This is a genomic window from Methylobacterium sp. XJLW (assembly GCF_003254375.1).
Lineage (GTDB): Bacteria > Pseudomonadota > Alphaproteobacteria > Rhizobiales > Beijerinckiaceae > Methylobacterium > Methylobacterium fujisawaense.
The window spans coordinates 205,876-223,281 of the sequence record NZ_CP016429.1 but is presented as its reverse complement, the minus strand read 5'-3'; the positions used below and the strand labels follow the sequence as shown (position 1 = coordinate 223,281).

Genomic DNA, 17,406 nt, shown 5'->3' with positions numbered 1-17,406 from the left:
GTCTGCCAGTCCGGCCGAGGGTCGCAAGACGTGGGCAACCGCGACACCGAGCGCCTCGCCGAGACGGGGATCGGCCTGGTCGAGACCGAGGTGAACCATCGACGCGGGCCGTGGCGGATGCTGCTCTCGGCTGCCAGCGCGACAATCTCGGTCTTCACCACGCCCGACTTCGCGGATCGAACGCGATCCGTTACTTAATTGAGGAATGTTCTTAAGACAAGAATCCGGCCGAAGCTGCGCGGTGTCTTGTGCGGGAATCGTCGAAGCACTGGTAGAATCGATCCTCGTGCCCACGCCGAGCGCGGAGGAGCGCACATGAAGGACTTCGGTTCGACGCCACATCCAGTCCGGAAAGACGCGCCAAGGGAGATTCGGCTCGACGTGGTGGCAGGCCTTACGGCTGCGGCCGTCGTCCTGCCCAAGGCGATGGCTTTCGCCACCGTGGCTGGACTGCCGGTGGCGGTCGGTCTCTATACGGCTTTCGTTCCCGCGCTCATCTACGGTCTCCTGGGCTCGTCCCGCGTGCTCAGCGTCAGCTCGACGACGACACTGGCCATCTTGACCGCGGCAGAACTCGGCAGCGTGGTCCCTGACGGCGATCCGGCGAAGCTCGCCACCGCGACGGCGACGCTGACGGCCCTGGTCGGAATTCTGCTCCTCGCCGCCAGACTGCTGAAGCTGGGTTTCGTCGCCAGCTTCATCTCCCTGCCGGTGCTCACGGGCTTCAAGGCCGGCATCGGAGTCGTCATCCTGCTGGACCAAGCTCCCAAGCTCCTCGGGCTGCACGTTGCGAAACAGTCCTTCCTTGCGGACGTGGTGAGCCTCGTTCAGCACCTGCCCGCAACCTCCCTGCCGACCCTGGCCGTCGCAGGGACCACGTTGACCGTGCTGGTCGGGATGGAATGGCTCAAGCCGCACGCGCCAGCCCCTCTGGTCACGGTGGCGGCTGCCCTCATTGCCTCATGGCTGCTGGATCTCGGCGCCGCGGGCGTGTCGACCGTCGGGACAATCCCGCAGGGCCTGCCCTCTTTCAGCTTGCCCGACCCAGCGCTCGCTCAAGCACTCCTGCCGGGCGCGATGGGCATCGCCCTGATGAGCTTCACGGAGAGCATCGCCGCGGCACGGGCGTTCGTGAGGCCCGGCGATCCGCCGCTGGATGCCAATCGCGAACTGGTCGCCACGGGCTTGGCGAACCTGGGGGGAGCCCTGCTCGGGGGCATGCCGGCCGGCGGCGGAACGTCTCAGACCGGTGTCGTCCGAGCCGCTGGCGGCAGGACACAAGTGGCCTCGCTCGTGACGGCCGGGGCGGCTCTCGCCACGATGCTGTTCCTGGCTCCGATCCTCAGTCTCCTGCCGCAGGCGACCCTCGCGGCGATCGTCATCGTCTACTCAGCCAGCCTCATTCAGCCGGAGGAGTTCCGGGCCATCTACCACGTACGGCACATGGAATTCCGCTGGGCGATTGTGGCGGCACTCGGTGTGCTCGTCTTTGGAACACTCCAGGGCATTGTCGTGGCGATCGTGCTCTCGCTCCTCGGCCTTGCCCTCCAGACCGCCCATCCGCGGGTCTCGATCATTGCCCGCAAGCGGGGGGCCGATGTCCTGCGCCCCCTGTCTCCCGAGCACCCCGACGACGAGACGTTCGAGGGCCTTCTGATCCTGCGTCCCGAAGGCCGCCTCTATTTCGCCAACGCGCAGAACGTGGCCGATCGGATCCGGGCGCTGGTCGCCGACCGTGCGCCGCGCGTCGTCGCCCTCGACCTCAGCCGTGTGCCAGACATCGAGTATTCGGCGTTGAAGATGCTGCAGGAGGGCGTACGGCGGACTGACGTGACGGTCTGGCTCGTGGACCTCAATCCGAGCGTCCTCGACATGGTGCGGCGCGCTGGCCTGGATCAGGAACTCGGTCTGGATCGCCTGCTGTTCAACACGCGGGCAGCCATCGCGCGATACAGGGAGCTTCATCCGCGTTCGGCGCCGGACTAGCGCTTCATCGGATCTGACCGGATCGTCAGAGTCGGAGCCTGCTGCCGCGGGAAAGTTGCGGCACTCGGCCGTGGAGAAGCGCCCGAGGACGGGCGTGTGGTGGTGTCCCAGGAGGCGCTGATTCTGCGGGCTGCCTCGGCGCGTGGTCTGGCCGTGAGCGGGGCGAAGACGAGTCCGATCGGATTGAAGCCGAAAGAGTCGGCCGGTCGGTAGAGCAACCGTCCGCCGGCCGCCTCGATAGGCGCGCGGAGACCGCCGACCTTGCGCGCGGGCCGATTGCCGAGGACCACCGGATCACCATGCTTGAGCGCGTGGGCGGCGAACAGCAGACGCTCCGTCTCGACGGCCGCCTGCACGCCGTAGCCGACCATCCCCGTGCCCCTGCGAGTCGAGGTAAAGCTTCGGTAGCGTCGCGGGATGAATGTCGCGCAGGCCCGTCGCAGCCGGCGTCATGTCGGCGAGACCACGGACCGCGCGATCGCGCTCATCCGCGAACACATCCACGAGGCGAATTGGATTGGCCTCGGCCACTAGGCCCGGCTCGATCGCAGGCGTGCGACCTCGCGAGGCCCAATCTCAAGGTAGAAGCGGATCGCATCGTCGACCAGAGCGTCGGGCGTGACGCCCGCCGCCTTTGCGGCGCGCGTGATCTGGAGACCCAGCGCAAGATCGACGCGCAGGTCCGCACCCTGGCTCGGCGAAGCCGATGCGGGGGTCGCGGCAGGTATGGGCGCAGCATGGGTCCGCGATTCGAGTTTGCCGAGCTTCGCTTCGCGGCGGCCTCGGTGGACGAGAGCGTCGGCGCGCTCATTCAGACGGTCGCCGGCATGCCCCCGGACCCAGGTCCATTTCACGTCGCGCGCCGCGTTCAGTTCGTCGAGGCGCTTCATGAGGTCGACGTTCTTCACGTCACCCGTCGTCGTGCGCCAGCCTTTCGCCTTCCACCCGCGCATCCACTCGGTCACGGATTTGACGACGTACTGGCTGTCGCACCGCATCTCGATCGCGGCTCCGGCCGGGAAATGCTCGAGACCCTTGATCGCGGCCGTCAGCTCCATGCGGTTGTTGGTCGTCGTACCGGGTTCTCCGCCGCACAGCTCGACCGTGCCGTCCGGGGCCGCAACGACGACCCCCCAACCACCTGGCCCGGGGTTAGGGTCGCAACCGCCATCGGCATAAACGATCGTTCGCATCGTGGCGTCAGCCCTTCCGTTTGGTGTGGTCGATGGGAGGCCGCCATCCATGCCCGAAATCGGCTGACGGACGGTATACCACCCCAGGCCGGTCCCGCTGGAGAGCTGCGAGCCGGGCAGCACACCTGTCGCCCCGGCCACGCCGCAGGCCGGGCCTGCGTGGCGCCCGTCAGCACGATCGCGGGGCTCGCAAATCCGCTGCTCCTCACGGAGCGGCCACCCTGCAGCGCTTAGATCAAAACCCAATGGGTTGGGCAATGCGAGGAGCCGCCTGCGACCCGAGCACGACCTGGCGAACGACGCGCACCGCATCGAATGCGGTCACTCCGAGAGCCCTCCGCCCATCGGAGTCGATCGGTGGGCGCGGAGACGGTGAGGTCGTGGTCACCGGCATGCAGGACGGCTCTGCTTACCGAAGACGTCGCGGTCCACGGGGCGACCGCACCGGTCCCCCGATGGGTCTCCGACGGACGCCGCGACCTGCGATGCGAAGTCGCGATAGGAGCGGCTTTCCAATCAGGCCCTGCTGCCGGGCGGCGACGATGAGGCCGAACTTTTGGTAGCCGATCCGGAATTCCCTGGGCGCATTCTGGGCGCGGACGCCGGCGCCGAGGCAGAGGCCGGACTGCCCCCGCACCGAACCTCCGTCGTCCCGCAACCGTGGTCGGTCATGAATTCCGGACGGGGATCACGGAGCCGCGGTAGCGGCTGCGGATGAACGCCGCGACTTCGGCCGAGGTCAGCAGCGTTGCAAGACGCTGGATGCGCGGATCCTTCGCCAAACCCTCGGTCGTGACGAGGACGTTCGCATACGGATTGCCCTCGGCGCGTTCGAGGGCCAGCGCGTCCCGTGCGGGCTCCAGCCCCGCTTCCAGCGCGTAATTGCCGTTGATGACCGCGATCGCCACGTCATCGAGGGAGCGCGGCAATTGCGGCGGCGCGATCTCGACGAAACGGAAGTTTTTCGGATTCTCAAGGACGTCGTCCAAGGTCGCGTTCACGCCCGCGTCCTTCGCCCGCAGACGGATCAGGCCGTTGGCCTGAAGCAGCGACAAGCCTCGGCTGGTGTTGGACACGCTGTTCGACAGGGCGACGGTCCCGCCGGCCGGCACGTCCGCGAGCGACTTGGCCCGGCGGCTGTACAATCCCAGCGGCTCGATATGCACCGCCGCGACGACGGCGAAGCGCACCCCCATCGCGGCTTCCTCCGAACGGAGGAAGGGCACGTGCTGGAAGAAATTGGCGTCGGCGTCGCCGTCACGCAGCAGGGCGTTCGGGCGGAGATCGCCCGAGATCTCGATGGTCTTGAGCGGCAGGTCGGGGGCGAGCTTGTCGGCGACGAATTCGAGGATCTCCGCATGCGGTACGGACGAGGCCACGACACGCAGGGGAGCCGTCGCGGCGCGCGCCGGCGCCATGCTCAGGGCCAGCGCGCCGGACAGGAAAAGACGACGGGAGTATTGGGGCACGGCGCACGCTTCTCGAAGGAAATTCTTGAACGATAATGCTTATATTCTTATCGCTCGGTGCTCCGTGGCATCAAGAGTAACGACTGTCGAACTTTCGCATGTTGGTAGGTCTTGCTTCTCGTGTCGTCGGGAAGATCGAGAGCGGAATTCTCTCAGCCTGATGCTGCTGCACTTGATCATGCCGAAGCCGCGGCGTCCGTGGCGGCGAAGCGGCTCGCCGGCCGTGGCAGGCCGAGATGGTCGCGCAGGGTCGCGCCGGTATAGTCGCGGCGGAACAGCCCGCGCCGTTGGAGGATCGGCACGACCGCGTCTACGAAAGTCTCCAGACCATCCGGCAGCACGTCAGGCATCAGGTTGAAGCCGTCTGCCGCGCCCGCGCGGAACCAGGCCTCGATGTCGTCGGCGATCGCCTCCGGCGTGCCCACGACGATGCGGTGGCCGACGCCGCCGCCCAGCGCCCGCAGGAGTTGGCGGACCGTCAGCCGGTCCCGGCGGGCGAGGGCGAGCGTGCCGAGGAACATCGTGTGGTTGGCGTCGGGCGGCAGGGGAAGCGGTTCCGGCAGGGGCTTGTCGAGTTCGAGCCGCGACGGGTCGAGGCGCAACGTCCCGGCGAGGCGGGCGAGACTGTATTCCACCGGCACGAGGTCCCAGAGTTCGTCCTGGCGGCGGCGTGCCTCGGCCTCCGTCGCGCCGATCACCGTGGCGAGGCCCGGCAGGATAACGAGCGCGTCCGGTCGGCGTCCGTATCGCGCGGCCCGCGCCCGCAGGTCCCGGGCGTAGGCGGTGCCGTCCTCGATGGTCTGCGCCAGGGAGAACACCGCGTCCGCGGTGGCGGCGGCGAGTTCACGCCCGTCTTCCGATCCGCCGGCCTGAAAGGTCACCGGGCGCCCCTGCGCGCTCCGCGGCACCGTCAGCGGCCCGGCAACGGCGTAATGCGCGCCGCGGTGCTCGACGGCATGGACCTTCGCCGTGTCGATGAACCGGCCGCTCGCCTTGTCGCCGACGAACGCATCGTCCTCCCAGCTGTCCCACAGCGCGTGGACGAGATCGGTGAATTCCCGCGCCCGGGCGTAGCGTGCCCCGTGCTCCGAAGCGCCGGCGAAGCCGAAATTGCGGCCGGCGGCGGCATCGGCCGTCGTCACCACGTTCCAGCCCGCCCGGCCCCGGCTGACGAGGTCCAGGCTTGCGAAGCGGCGGGCAAGGTTGAACGGCTCGTTGTAGGTCGTCGAGGCGGTGGCCACGAGGCCGACATGGCGCGTCGCGGTGGCCAGCGCGGCGAGCAAGACGGTCGGCTCCAGGGCGTTGAAGGGCCGGTGGTCGATCCGGTCGTTGATGGCGGGCGTGTCCGCCAGGAAGACCGCGTCGAGCTTGCCCCGCTCCGCGACGCGGGCGACGCGCACGAAGTGGTCGAGGTCGAGGAAGGCATCCGGCTGGCTCTGCGGCAGCCGCCACGCGGAGGGGTAGACGCCCGCATGCAGCACATTGACGTTGAGGTGCAATTGACGGCCGCTCATCGACTCTCTCCGGATCAGCGGACGCGCGGCAGGATCTGTTCGGCGAAGCGGCGCATTTCGGCCTCGAAGGGCTGGAACTGCAGCATGAACAGGTCGATGCCGGCAGCGTGGAAGTCGCGGAGACGGCGGGCCACAGTCTCGTAGCTGCCCACCAGCCCGGCGGCGGTGCCGCCATTGGTGCCGACATGCCGGGAGGCGGCCGCATCGGTCTTGGCGAACATGACGCTCGCGGCATCGGTGCGGGCCCGGGTGTCGGCGCGCAGGGCCGCGTCGCGCTGGGCGAGGTCGAGGAGACGGTCCTGCTCGGCCTGCGCCTCCGCATCGGTCTCGCGGGCGATCACGAAGGCCGAGAGGCCGTAGCGCAGGGGGCCATTGGGGGCAGGGCGGCGGGCGACGTCTTCGATCAGCGCCGCGACCTCAGCGAGCGGCTGGCCGTTGATGAACCAGACATCGGCATGGTCGGCGGCGAGCGCCCGGGCGGGCTCGGATTCGCCGCCGAGATAGATCCTCGGCCGCGCCCGGAAGGTCCCGGCCGGGCGGAGCTGGTACTCCTCCACTTGGAAGTGCTGGCCCTGGAGGGTCACGCGCTCGCCGCGCATCAGCCGGTCCACGAGGCCGATCCACTCGCGGCCGTAGGCGTAGCGCTCGTCATGGGCCGGGAAGGGCAGCCCGGCTCGCTCGAACTCGGCCTTGTTCCAGGCATTCACGAGGTTCAGGGCGAAGCGGCCGCCGCTGATATGCTCGATCTGCAGCGCCATCTTGGCGAGCACCACGGGGTGGTAAAGCCCGGGCTTGATCGCCGCGATGATCTCGATGCGCCGGGTCAGGGCCGCCAGCGCCGCCGCTCCTGTCCAGGCCTCCAGCTGATCGCGCTGCGGATCGTAGGGGTTCATCGTGTGCTGCGCGACCAGCACCGCGTCGAAGCCCAGCGCCTCCGCCTCCAGCACCAAGGCCCGGTTGCGCTCCCAGCTGGCATCGTCCGGCTCGTCGGGATCATGGTGGGCGGCGCGGGAGCCGTGGACGGCGGCCCAGATGCCGAACCGGGGTGAACCCGTCATGGCGTCAGCCCCGGCCGGGAGGAATCGCGAAGATCGGCACGGCGGTGGCGTCGATCCGGCGGGGGATGAGTTTCGCCTCGTAGAACACGTCGGCGATGGCCTGCTGCTCGCCGAGCTGCGCCCGCTCCACCGGCTCGACGGCATAGGTGCGGCGGCTGTTGGCGGCGGCCACGACGGCGGGCGGCAGGTCGCCCCAGATCGGAGCCAGCAGCGCCACGGCCTCCACCGGGTTCGCCTTCATCCACGCTCCGGCCTCGGCGAGCGCGCGGTAGACGGTCGCCACCACCTCCGGCTGCGCGGCGGCGAAGGTATCGTTGACGAGGTAGTACCGGTGATAGCTCGTGAGCCCGCTGCCGTCGGCGATGACCCGCACCGGGCGCTTCGCCGCCGCGAAGGCCAGGAACGGATCCCAGATCGACCATGCATCGAGGCGGCCCTGCTCGAAGGCCACGGCCCCTTCCGGCGCCTGAAGATAGGCGGGCGTGATATCGCCGAGCGTGAGGCCGTCGCGCTTCAGCGCGGCGGCGAGCACGTAATGGCTGCCCGAGCCGCGCGAGACGCCGACCGTCTTGCCCTTCAGATCGGCGATGGTGCGGATCGGCGACTCATCCGGCACGATGATCGCCTCGGCCGAAGGCGCCCCCCGCTCCCGGGCGTAGAAGGTGAGGGGCGCCTTGGCCGATTGGGTGAAGATCGGCACCGCATCGGCCACGTCGGCATGGATATCGACCGCGCCGGCATTCATCGGCTCGATCACGCTGGTGAACAGGTGCCAGGTCGGCGTGAAGCCCAGCGGAGCGAGCCGCTCGGCCAGCGTGCCCTTCACCTTGAGCACGGTGAACAGCACCGACGAGCGCTGCATGCTGATCTTCACCTCGCGCGGCGCCGCGTGCACGGCAGGGGCACCGAGCGCGACGGCGGCCGCGCCGCCGAGTCCGGTGCGCAGGAGCGAGCGGCGGGAGGGCGCGATCCGCCAGAGGGTCTCGTCGGTCATCGAAGGCTCACAACGCGGCAGGGAAAGAAGAGGCCGGCCCCGTATTGAAAGACGCCTGGGGGCGCCGGATCAATGAAACGCGTTTTCGATTTGCCGTTGCAGCATGGCAGACCGTTCCTCGACGGGCGCTCGGAAAAGTATTCTTTCACTGTCGACGCCCGACAGTTCGGAATCCGGCGCCGACAGTCGATATTTGTCGGATCATCCACGAATCATGGACCCGAAGAGGCAGCCTTTTCTCTCTGGGACGTTGAAGAAAATGAAAATCTCCGAAGCGTCTTTCTTGCAAGACTGAGTTTCCAAAAACAGATAATGCCAGATCATTCGGCTTGAGATCCGGGAACAACTCACCGATTCCAGGGGCATCGCTGTCGGGCCGTCGGCCGGAATCGGGAAGTCGTGTTCATGTCTCAGACGGAAGCGGGCTGGGGTGCGGGGCCGAGCGGGCGCTACGAGGAACTCGCGGACCGGTTTCGGCCGGTCTTTGCCGAGATCCGCGCCACGGCGGTCGAGCGGGATCGGTCCCGCCGACTGCCCCATGCCGAGATCGGTTGGCTGCGGGAGGCCAACTTCACCACGCTGCGCCTCGCGCCGTCCGAGGGCGGCCATGGCGCCAGCCTGTCGGAACTGTTCGCTCTGCTGATCGAGCTGTCGAGCGCCGATTCCAACGTCACCAATGCGCTGCGGGCGCATTTCGGCTTCACCGAGGATGCGCTCTGCTCGTCCTCGCCCGAATGGCGCGCGGCCTGGATCGGCCGGATCGGCGCGGGCGAGACGATCGGCAGCGGCGTCTCGGAGACGAGCCCCGCCAAGGTCGGCGCATTCGACACGGTGGTGCGCCAGCGTGACGGTGCCCGCGTGGTCGACGGCCGGAAGTTCTACACGACCGGCTCGCTGTTCGCGGACTACATCCACCTCTCGGCGGATGACGAGGCGGGCGGCCCGGTGACGGCGGCGGTGCCGGTGCGCGCGCCGGGGGTGACCATCGTCGACGATTGGGACGGGTTCGGGCAGTCGCTCACAGCCAGCGGCACCGCGACCTTCGAAGGCGTGGTGCTCGCCCCCGACCTGATCAAACCCGATCCGGCCCGCTTTCCCTATGCGATGGCGTTCTTCCAGCTGGTTCATCTCGCGACGCTCGCCGGGATCGGCCGGGCGGCGGCTGACGACGTGGCACGGCTCGTGGCCGAGCGGACCCGCGTCTACAGCCACGGCAATGCCGGGCGGACGGCTGACGACCCGCAGATCCAGGCGGTGGTGGGGCGCGTGCGTGCCAGCGCCTATGCGGCGGGTGCGATCGTCCTGAAGGTGGCGGAGGCCCTCCAGAGGGTCCACGACGCGCACCGGGCCGGATCGCCGGACGTGGAGCGTCAGGCGACGCTCGCCGATGTCGAGGTCAACCAAGCGGTCAGCGTGGTGACCGACCTGATCTTGAGCGCGACGACGAGCCTGTTCGACGCGCTGGGCGCCTCGGCGGTGAAGGTCGGGAACGGGCTCGATCGCTACTGGCGCAACGCCCGCACCATCGCCTCCCACAACCCGCGGATCTACCGGGACCGCTCCGTCGGCGCCTTCGCGATCTCCGGGGAGGCGCCGCCCCGGCAATACCGGGTCGGCTCGGCGTGAGGGGGCGACGGGCATGGCACGCCGCGACCGCATGCGCCTGGGCGCGTTCCTGTATCCCGGCGGCCACCACGTCGCCGCGTGGCGGCATCCGTCGTCCCAGGCCGATGCCGGGATCAACGCCGCCCATTACCGGCAGATCGCCCGGACCGCGGAGGCCGCGAAGTTCGATCTGCTCTTCCTCGCGGACGGCGTCAGCATTCGCGGGGACGATCTCGACGCCCTGAGCCGCACGGCGATCCGCTATGTCGGCCAGTTCGAGCCCCTGACGCTGCTGTCCCACCTGTCGGCGGTCACCGAGCGCATCGGGCTCGTGGCGACCGCCTCCACGACCTACAACGAGCCGTTCCATGTCGCGCGGAAGTTTGCCTCGCTCGATCACCTGAGCGGCGGCCGGGCGGGCTGGAACCTCGTCACCTCCGCCGATCCGCGCGAGGCCTGGAACTTCAGCCGGGAGAGCCATCTCGCCCACGCCAACCGCTACGCCCGAGCGGAGGAATTCGTGGACGTCGTCCGCGGCCTCTGGGATTCCTACGCGGACGACGCCTTCGTGCGCGACCGCGAGACCGGCCGCTTCTTCGATCCGGACAAGCTCGGCCTGCTCGCGCACGTGGGCGCGCATTTCTCGGTGAGGGGGCCGCTCAACGTCCCCCGACCGCCGCAGGGGCATCCCGTGGTGGTTCAGGCCGGCTCTTCGGAGGCGGGCAAAGCCCTCGCCGCCCGCACCGCCGAAGTGATCTTCACCGCCCAGCAGACCTTGGAGGACGCGGTGGATTTCTACGGCGACGTGAAGCATCGGATGGCACGCCACGGCCGCAACCCCGACCACCTCAAGATCATGCCGGGCGCCTTCCCCGTCGTGGGCCGGACGGAGGCCGAGGCGCAGGACAAATTCGCGTCCCTGCAGGAGCTGATTCATCCGGTGGTCGGCCGCGCGCTCTTGCAGCAGCTCATCGGCGCCGATCTCTCCGCCTACCCGGACGATGCCCTCGTGCCGGATCTTCCGGAGACCGACGGCGGCAAGAGCCGTCAGGATCTCTTCCTCCGTCTCGCCCGCCGCGAAGGGCTGACGATCCGCGCATTGTACCTGCGGGCCGCCAGCGCCCGTGGACATTGGACGATCGTCGGTACGCCGACGCAGATCGCGGACGCCCTGCAGGAGCGCTTCGAGGCTTATGGCGCGGATGGCTTCAACATCATGCCGCCGACCCTGCCCGGAGGCCTCGACGATTTCGTTTCCCTGGTGATCCCCGAACTGCGCCGAAGAGGCCTATTCCGGGAGGCATACGAGGGGACGACCCTGCGGGAGAATCTCGGCCTGCCGCGTCCCGCCGACCGGTTCTCCACGCCGCACGCTGCGTCCGACCGGGGAGCGGCATGACTGTGCCCCGGCCGCAAGCGCCTTCGACTTCGGATCGCACGGCCATGACCGACGACGACACGGATATCCCCGCCCGGCGGCGCTTTCTGAAGGGCGGTGTCGCCGCCGTTGCCGGTTTGGTGGCCGGACACCCGATTGAGCAGGGCGACCGTTGGGTTCGCAACGACGAGGTCCCGAGATGTCCGGGCGCGCCGCCGGGATCCTGTCCTGACAGACGTCGCGCCAGTCGGTCGGCCTGGTTCCGGTCCGGTACGTGAAGCGGATCGATCTCGCCCCGGAACCGTGCCGGCTTCGGGGGACGTTTCTGCCCCTCGCCGTTCAGCCGAATGGAGCTCAAACCCGGATGCCCGGTCTTGCGGGCTTCGGCGATCCGGCGTGCGTTGGTCTGGCCGGAAGTCAAACGTCCGCCTTGCAGAGGGCGCGCTGCACAAGCGGACGAGCTCCAACCGATCCATGTCGGGCATGCGGAAAACCGCCTGGGTTTCCCGAAAGCGGGGGAATCGAGCCTCCGCGGGCGCCCAGGACGGCATCTTCCACCCGAGGTCGGGAAGCATCGCTTCCCGACTGCGCCGATGGTGCTAACAAACTTACTTCAGGCGCGCGGCAGCCCAGGCGATGTGGTCGGCCATGAAGGTCGAGATGAAGTAGTAGGAGTGGTCGTAGCCCTCGCGCATGTTGAGCGTCAGCGCGATGCCGGCCTTCTTGCAGGCCTCCTCAAGCAGCCAGGGGCGCAGACCGTCCTGAAGGAAGCTGTCGGCGGTGCCCTGATCCACCAGGATCTCGGGGAAGCGCTTGCCGTCCTCGATCAGCGCGGTGGCGTCGTGGGCGCGCCAGGCGGCCGGGTCGGACCCGAGGTACTTCTCGAAGGCAGGCTTCGACCAGCCGGCCGTGGACGGCTGTGCGATCGGCGCGAATGCGGAGCAGGACTTGAAGCGTTCCGGGTAGGTCAGCGCGATGGTGAGCGCCCCGTGGCCGCCCATGGAATGGCCGAAGATGCCCTGGCGCGACAGATCGGCGGGGAATTCCTGCGCGATCAGGGCCGGCAACTCCTCAGTCACGTAGCTCCACATCTTGTAGTTCTTCGCATAGGGCGCCTCGGTGGCGTCCAGATAGAAACCGGCACCGGAGCCGAACTGCCAGTTGCCCTCTTCGTCCGGGATCCCGGGACCGCGCGGGCTGGTATCCGGAGCCACGACGATCACACCATGATCGGCTGCCGCCTTGCGATACTCACCCTTGTCCATGACGTTGGCGTGCGTGCAGGTCAGCCCGGACAGGTACCACAGCACCGGGACTGGTCCCTTCTCGGCCTGGGGCGGCACGAACACCGCGAAGGTCATCGGGCATCCGGTGGTCTGCGCGTCGTGCTTGTAGACGCCCTGCGTGCCGCCGTGGGCGCGGGCCTTCGAGACGGTTTCCATCAGCTGTGATCTCCTGCTCGGGCGCCGAGAGCCCCGCTCAGGGGCCGGATCGCGGGCACCGGGGCTCCGGGAATGCGGGGGCGTGCGTGGGGCTCACCGACCTCGTAGGCGGGGGAGCCCCGGATCTGTCTTCCTTAGTAGACGACCACGGAGCGGATCGACTTGCCCTCGTGCATGAGGTCGAAGCCGTGGTTGATCTCCTCCAGCGGCATGGTGTGGGTGATCAGATCGTCGATGTTGATCTTACCCTCCATGTACCAGTCGACGATCTTCGGCACGTCCGTGCGTCCGCGCGCGCCGCCGAACGCCGAACCCTTCCAGACGCGGCCGGTGACGAGCTGGAACGGACGGGTCGAGATCTCGCGGCCGGCTTCCGCCACGCCGATGACGATCGACTCGCCCCAGCCGCGATGGCAGCACTCGAGGGCCTGGCGCATCACGTGGACGTTGCCGGTGCAGTCGAAGGAGAAATCGGCGCCGCCGCCGGTGAGATCGACGATGGCCTGAACCACCTTGTCGGTTCCGACCTCGTTCGGATTGATGAAGTCGGTCATGCCGAATTTGCGGGCCATGGCCTGCTTCTCCGGGTTGATGTCGACGCCGATGATCTTGTCGGCACCGACCATCCGGGCGGCCTGGAGCACGTTGAGGCCGATGCCGCCGAGACCGAACACCACCACGTTGGCGCCCGGCCAGACCTTGGCGGTGTAGATCACTGCTCCGATCCCGGTGGTCACGCCGCAGCCGATGTAGCAGATCTTGTCGAAGGGGGCGTCTTCGCGGATCTTGGCCAGCGCGATGGCGGGCAGGACCGTGAAGTTCGAGAAGGTCGAGCAGCCCATGTAGTGGAACACGGTGCTCGAACCGCCCGGGCTGCCGCCGGTGGAGACGCAGGAGAAGCGGCTCGTGCCGTCCGGCATCACGCCCTGGCCCTGGGTCGCCCGGATCGCGGTGCACAGGTTGGTGCGCTGGGACAGGCAGGACTTACAGTTGCGGCATTCCGGCGTGTAGAGCGGGATGACATGGTCGCCGGGCTTCAGCGTGGTGACGCCGGCGCCGACCTCGCGGACGATGCCCGCGCCCTCATGGCCGAGGATCGCCGGGAACTTGCCCTCGGAATCCAGGCCCGACAGCGTGTAGGCATCGGTGTGGCAGATCCCGGTGGCCATCAGCTCGACGAGAACCTCGCCGGCCTTGGGCCCCTCGATGTCGATGGTCTCGATCGTGAGAGGCTTCTTGGCCTCCCACGCGACAGCCGCGCGCGTCTTCATCACAAGTTCCTGTTGTCTGGACGATCACGGACGGCGCCGAACTGCCGACTCTTCGGTGCGCCTCGCTCATGGGCGGCGCACCGAACGGTCCGGAAATCTGGTGCGTGTGTGATGCTTCTGGCGCTCGGATGCAACGTCTGCGTCCGCATTTTGACCCTGGCGTCGCGGTTCCGGCAGATCCGGGGAATGGGTCCCATCCGCATCCTGCATGGCGCGCGCCGACTGCGACGGTTGCACCAGGTCCGACGCCGACGGGACCAGACGGCTTGGCCGAAATCGACCCGTGGCTGTCCCCGACTCCGCTCGGCCATGCCCACGGTGCTGACGGGATCCGGACGCGCGCTGATCGGCGATCCTGCCCTGGGACGATATGGGCACGACCGTCGCCCGGAGTCGCACGCGCCACGCGCTGCGTGAATCTTTCGTCCGCGTCGGTGCATGAGGGGTGCCCGTCACGGTCCGCCAGCGTGGGCGGGCCCAGCTACATGCGTGAGCCGACCCCGATCTCTCATCCCCGGAATGGGATTCGGGCTCGCGGGAGGCCTGAGCTGACCTCTTTACCGCGGTCGTCGCGCGACAATGCCACGCTATCGGCGTCCCGCGCGGGCGGATACCGAAGCCAAACGCATCGGTGAGTGGACACGCTCCGTCGCCGCCCGCAGATTCGTCCGTCCTCCCGAGCGCCCGACGCCCGACCTCTCCCTGATCGATCCTCGTATGATCCATACCGGCTACAGCCCGGCCCTTGTGGCGCTCTCCATCGTGATCGCGGTGTTCGCATCCTATGCGGCGCTCGACCTCGGAGCGCGCATCCGCCAGCCCGATTCCGGTCCGCGCTGGGCCTGGGCCGCAGCCGCCGCGTTCGCCATGGGCGGTGGCATCTGGGCCATGCATTTCGTCGGGATGCTTGCCTTCGAGATGGGCATGCCGGCGCGGTACGACCTCGGCACGACCGTCCTGTCGCTGTTGATCGCTGTGGGCAGCACGGCCGCGGCCTTTGCCTGGGTGGCGCGGGAAGGCATCGCCACCGCTCCGCTGCTCGTCGCGGGCTCGGCGATGGGCCTGGGCGTGGCGGCCATGCACTATACCGGCATGGCCGCGATGCGGGTCCCGGGGAACCTGGCCTACGACCCGCGCATCGTCGCGGCGTCGGTCGCCATCGCCGTCACCGCATCGACCGCCGCCCTGTGGCTCACCTTCCGGCGCAACCGCCCCTGGCAGAGGCTCATGGCCGCCGGCGTCATGGGGCTGGCGGTCGCCGGCATGCACTACACCGGCATGGCCGCCGCGACCTTCACAGCCGAGGAGGCGGGTGCTCACCCGGCCCACGCGGCCGTCCTGTCCACTGGCCAGCAGGATCTCGCCCTGGCGGTGGCCGGTATCACCTTCGTCGTCCTGTTCCTGGCGATGATGGCGGGTTCGTTCGACCAGCGGCGCACCCAGCGGCGCCTACACGTCAGCGAAGCGCGCTTCCGCTCCGCGGTCCGGGCCGTCGATGGCGTGATGTGGACGACGAACGCTGCAGGCGACTTCATCGAGGAGCAGCCGGGCTGGGAGCAGATCACGGGCCATACCTTCGCTGAGTATCGCGGTCGCGGCTGGGCGAAAGCGATCCACCCGGAGGATTTCCCCGAGACGAACCGGATCTGGCAGGAGGCGTCCCGGACGGGCGGCGCCTACGCCGTGGAACACCGCGTCCGCGCATCGAATGGCAGCTGGCGGCACTACGCGGTGCGCGCCGTGCCCGTGCGGGATGCGGACGGGGCGATCCGCGAATGGGTCGGCGTCCACGCGGATGTCAGCGCCCGTCACGCCCACGAGGCCGCCTTGCGGGATGCCCGGGATGCGGCCGAAGCCGCCAACCGCGCCAAGAGCGCGTTCCTCGCCAACATGAGCCACGAGCTGCGCACGCCGCTCTCGGCGGTCATCGGCTACGCCGAGATGCTTCAGGAGGAGGCGGAGGATCTCGGGCAGGACACGTTCCAGGCCGATCTCGGAAAGATCCGCTCGAACGCCCAGCACCTTCTCGGGCTGATCAACGACGTCCTCGACCTCTCGAAGGTCGAGGCCGAGAAGATGGACGTCCTGGCCGAGGACGTCGCCGTCGAGGCCTTCGTGCGAGACGCCGCCGCGACCGTCGAGGGTCTCGTGGCCAAGAAGGGCAACCGCCTCGTCCTCGACCTTGCTCCGGACCTCGGCCATGCACAGACCGACGCGGTGAAACTGCGCCAGTGCCTGTTCAATCTGCTCGGCAACGCCGCCAAGTTCACCGAGGGTGGGACCGTGACGTTGCGGGTCCGGCGCGAGCCCGGACCCCACGGTGACCGGCTGACCTTCGCCGTGTCGGATACCGGCATCGGCATGACGCCCGAGCAGCTCGCCGGGCTGTTCCAGAGGTTCGTGCAGGCCGACGAATCGACGACGCGCAAATACGGCGGCACGGGACTGGGCTTGGCCCTGACCAAGGCCTTCGCCAATCTGATGGGCGGCGACGTCTCCGCGGACAGCGCCGAAGGTCGGGGCACGACCTTCACCCTCACACTGCCGGCGACCATGCCCGGGCCCGAGATCGCGGATGGGCATCCTCCGGCCCTTCACGGTGGCACGGCGGACGGCACGCGCGGTCTGGTTCTGGTCGTCGACGACGAGTCCAGCCAGCGCGAGCTGATGATCCGCTTCCTGGCCCGCCAGGGCTTTTCGGCCCAGGCTGCGGTCGACGGACGGTCGGGTCTCGAACTCGCACGCCAGTTGCAGCCCGTCGCGGTGCTGCTCGACGTGATGATGCCGGAGATGGACGGCTGGGCCGTGCTCGCCGCGCTGAAGCGCGACGAGGCCACCCGGGACATCCCGGTGATCATGGTCAGCTTCGTGGCCGATGCCGCACTCGGGGCCGCGCTCGGGGCGGCCGGTTCGCTTCCGAAGCCGGTGGACTGGAGCCGCCTGAAGGGGGTGCTCGACCGGATCGGCGCCGGCGCGGGCGACGTGCTGGTGGTGGATGACGACGCCGAGATGCGGCGCCGGCTCCGCACCGTGCTGGGGCGCCAGGGGTTCGCGGTTCGGGAGGCCGGCGACGGGGCCGAGGCCCTGGCCAGCGTGCGCGCGGCGCGCCCGGGGCTCGTGCTCCTCGACCTGACCATGCCGGTGATGGACGGCTTCGCATTCCTGCGCGCCCTGCGGGCAATGCCAGGCGGCGACGAAGTTCCGGTGGTCGTCCTGAGTGCCCGCGACGTCTCGGAGGAAGAGCGTCATGATCTGTCTGCCGCCGACCGGATCTTGCGCAAGGGTGACGCCAGCTTGCAGGACGTTGCCGCGGAAGTCGGCCGGCTCGGCCGACTGAACCCGTCCATCCCGGTGCGTGCGACGGACGGCTGATCGACAGGCCGCGCGTCCATCCCTCGACAACCGGCGTCGCCCGGGTGACGTTCGCACGCACCGTCTTGGGGCACCGCTGGCCGTCTTACCGGGAACCCGAACGCCGGCAGCCCTGTGCCGATAC

13 protein-coding genes and 1 pseudogene are annotated in these 17,406 nt (G+C 68.8%); 6 read left to right on the top strand and 8 right to left on the bottom strand.

Annotated elements, in window-relative coordinates; all coding sequences use genetic code 11:
* Positions 1-30: 30 nt before the first annotated feature.
* Together A3862_RS31325 and A3862_RS00985 are read left to right on the top strand one after the other, a co-directional pair.
* A complete protein-coding gene (locus A3862_RS31325; RefSeq protein WP_164706326.1) occupies positions 31-198 on the top strand; it encodes a hypothetical protein in 168 nt (55 codons plus the stop codon).
* Positions 199-315: 117 nt separating this feature from the next.
* Entirely contained in the window at positions 316-1,986 is a 1,671-nt protein-coding gene (locus tag A3862_RS00985) for a SulP family inorganic anion transporter (protein ID WP_043755197.1), read from the top strand.
* 18 nt (positions 1,987-2,004) lie between these two features.
* Here A3862_RS00985 and A3862_RS00980 read toward each other — a convergent pair.
* The 6 genes and pseudogenes from A3862_RS00980 to A3862_RS00950 all read right to left on the bottom strand — a co-directional run.
* A pseudogene (locus tag A3862_RS00980) lies at positions 2,005-2,297 on the bottom strand (IS630 family transposase); the annotation flags it as partial.
* 219 nt (positions 2,298-2,516) lie between these two features.
* Positions 2,517-3,179, bottom strand: a complete 663-nt coding sequence (gene rnhA / locus A3862_RS00975; protein ID WP_043755200.1) for a ribonuclease HI — start codon at positions 3,177-3,179, stop codon at positions 2,517-2,519.
* 668 nt (positions 3,180-3,847) lie between these two features.
* The gene (locus tag A3862_RS00965; RefSeq protein WP_236952827.1) at positions 3,848-4,648 is read right to left on the bottom strand and encodes a MetQ/NlpA family ABC transporter substrate-binding protein; all 801 of its coding nucleotides are present in this window, start codon (positions 4,646-4,648) and stop codon (positions 3,848-3,850) included.
* Between the two features lie 176 nt (positions 4,649-4,824).
* A complete protein-coding gene (locus A3862_RS00960; RefSeq protein WP_053608938.1) occupies positions 4,825-6,162 on the bottom strand; it encodes an LLM class flavin-dependent oxidoreductase in 1,338 nt (445 codons plus the stop codon).
* Between the two features lie 14 nt (positions 6,163-6,176).
* Entirely contained in the window at positions 6,177-7,220 is a 1,044-nt protein-coding gene (locus A3862_RS00955) for an LLM class flavin-dependent oxidoreductase (protein ID WP_075381588.1), read from the bottom strand.
* Positions 7,221-7,224: 4 nt separating this feature from the next.
* On the bottom strand, positions 7,225-8,214 hold the full coding sequence (locus A3862_RS00950) for an ABC transporter substrate-binding protein (RefSeq protein ID WP_111473143.1): 990 nt from the start codon (positions 8,212-8,214) through the stop codon (positions 7,225-7,227).
* A 405-nt stretch (positions 8,215-8,619) separates the two neighbouring features.
* Here A3862_RS00950 and A3862_RS00945 point away from each other — a divergent pair, with 405 nt between their 5' ends.
* From A3862_RS00945 to A3862_RS30955, 3 genes are read left to right on the top strand one after another with little or no spacing between them, the layout of a single operon-like run.
* A complete protein-coding gene (locus tag A3862_RS00945; RefSeq protein ID WP_111474286.1) occupies positions 8,620-9,840 on the top strand; it encodes a monooxygenase in 1,221 nt (406 codons plus the stop codon).
* 13 nt (positions 9,841-9,853) lie between these two features.
* On the top strand, positions 9,854-11,218 hold the full coding sequence (locus A3862_RS00940) for an LLM class flavin-dependent oxidoreductase (protein ID WP_111473142.1): 1,365 nt from the start codon (positions 9,854-9,856) through the stop codon (positions 11,216-11,218).
* Between the two features lie 44 nt (positions 11,219-11,262).
* Positions 11,263-11,475 (top strand): hypothetical protein, encoded by a 213-nt coding sequence (locus tag A3862_RS30955; protein ID WP_124262912.1) that lies wholly within the window; start codon positions 11,263-11,265, stop codon positions 11,473-11,475.
* Between the two features lie 330 nt (positions 11,476-11,805).
* On the opposite strand, the gene fghA is transcribed toward A3862_RS30955, so the two are convergent.
* On the bottom strand, positions 11,806-12,639 hold the full coding sequence (fghA, locus tag A3862_RS00935; protein WP_043755210.1) for an S-formylglutathione hydrolase: 834 nt from the start codon (positions 12,637-12,639) through the stop codon (positions 11,806-11,808).
* Between the two features lie 134 nt (positions 12,640-12,773).
* A complete protein-coding gene (locus tag A3862_RS00930; protein WP_043382090.1) occupies positions 12,774-13,910 on the bottom strand; it encodes an S-(hydroxymethyl)glutathione dehydrogenase/class III alcohol dehydrogenase in 1,137 nt (378 codons plus the stop codon).
* Between the two features lie 717 nt (positions 13,911-14,627).
* Between A3862_RS00930 and A3862_RS00925 the strand changes: the two genes are divergently transcribed.
* A complete protein-coding gene (locus tag A3862_RS00925) occupies positions 14,628-17,282 on the top strand; it encodes an MHYT domain-containing protein (protein WP_111473141.1) in 2,655 nt (884 codons plus the stop codon).
* The last annotated feature ends 124 nt before the right edge of the window (positions 17,283-17,406 follow it).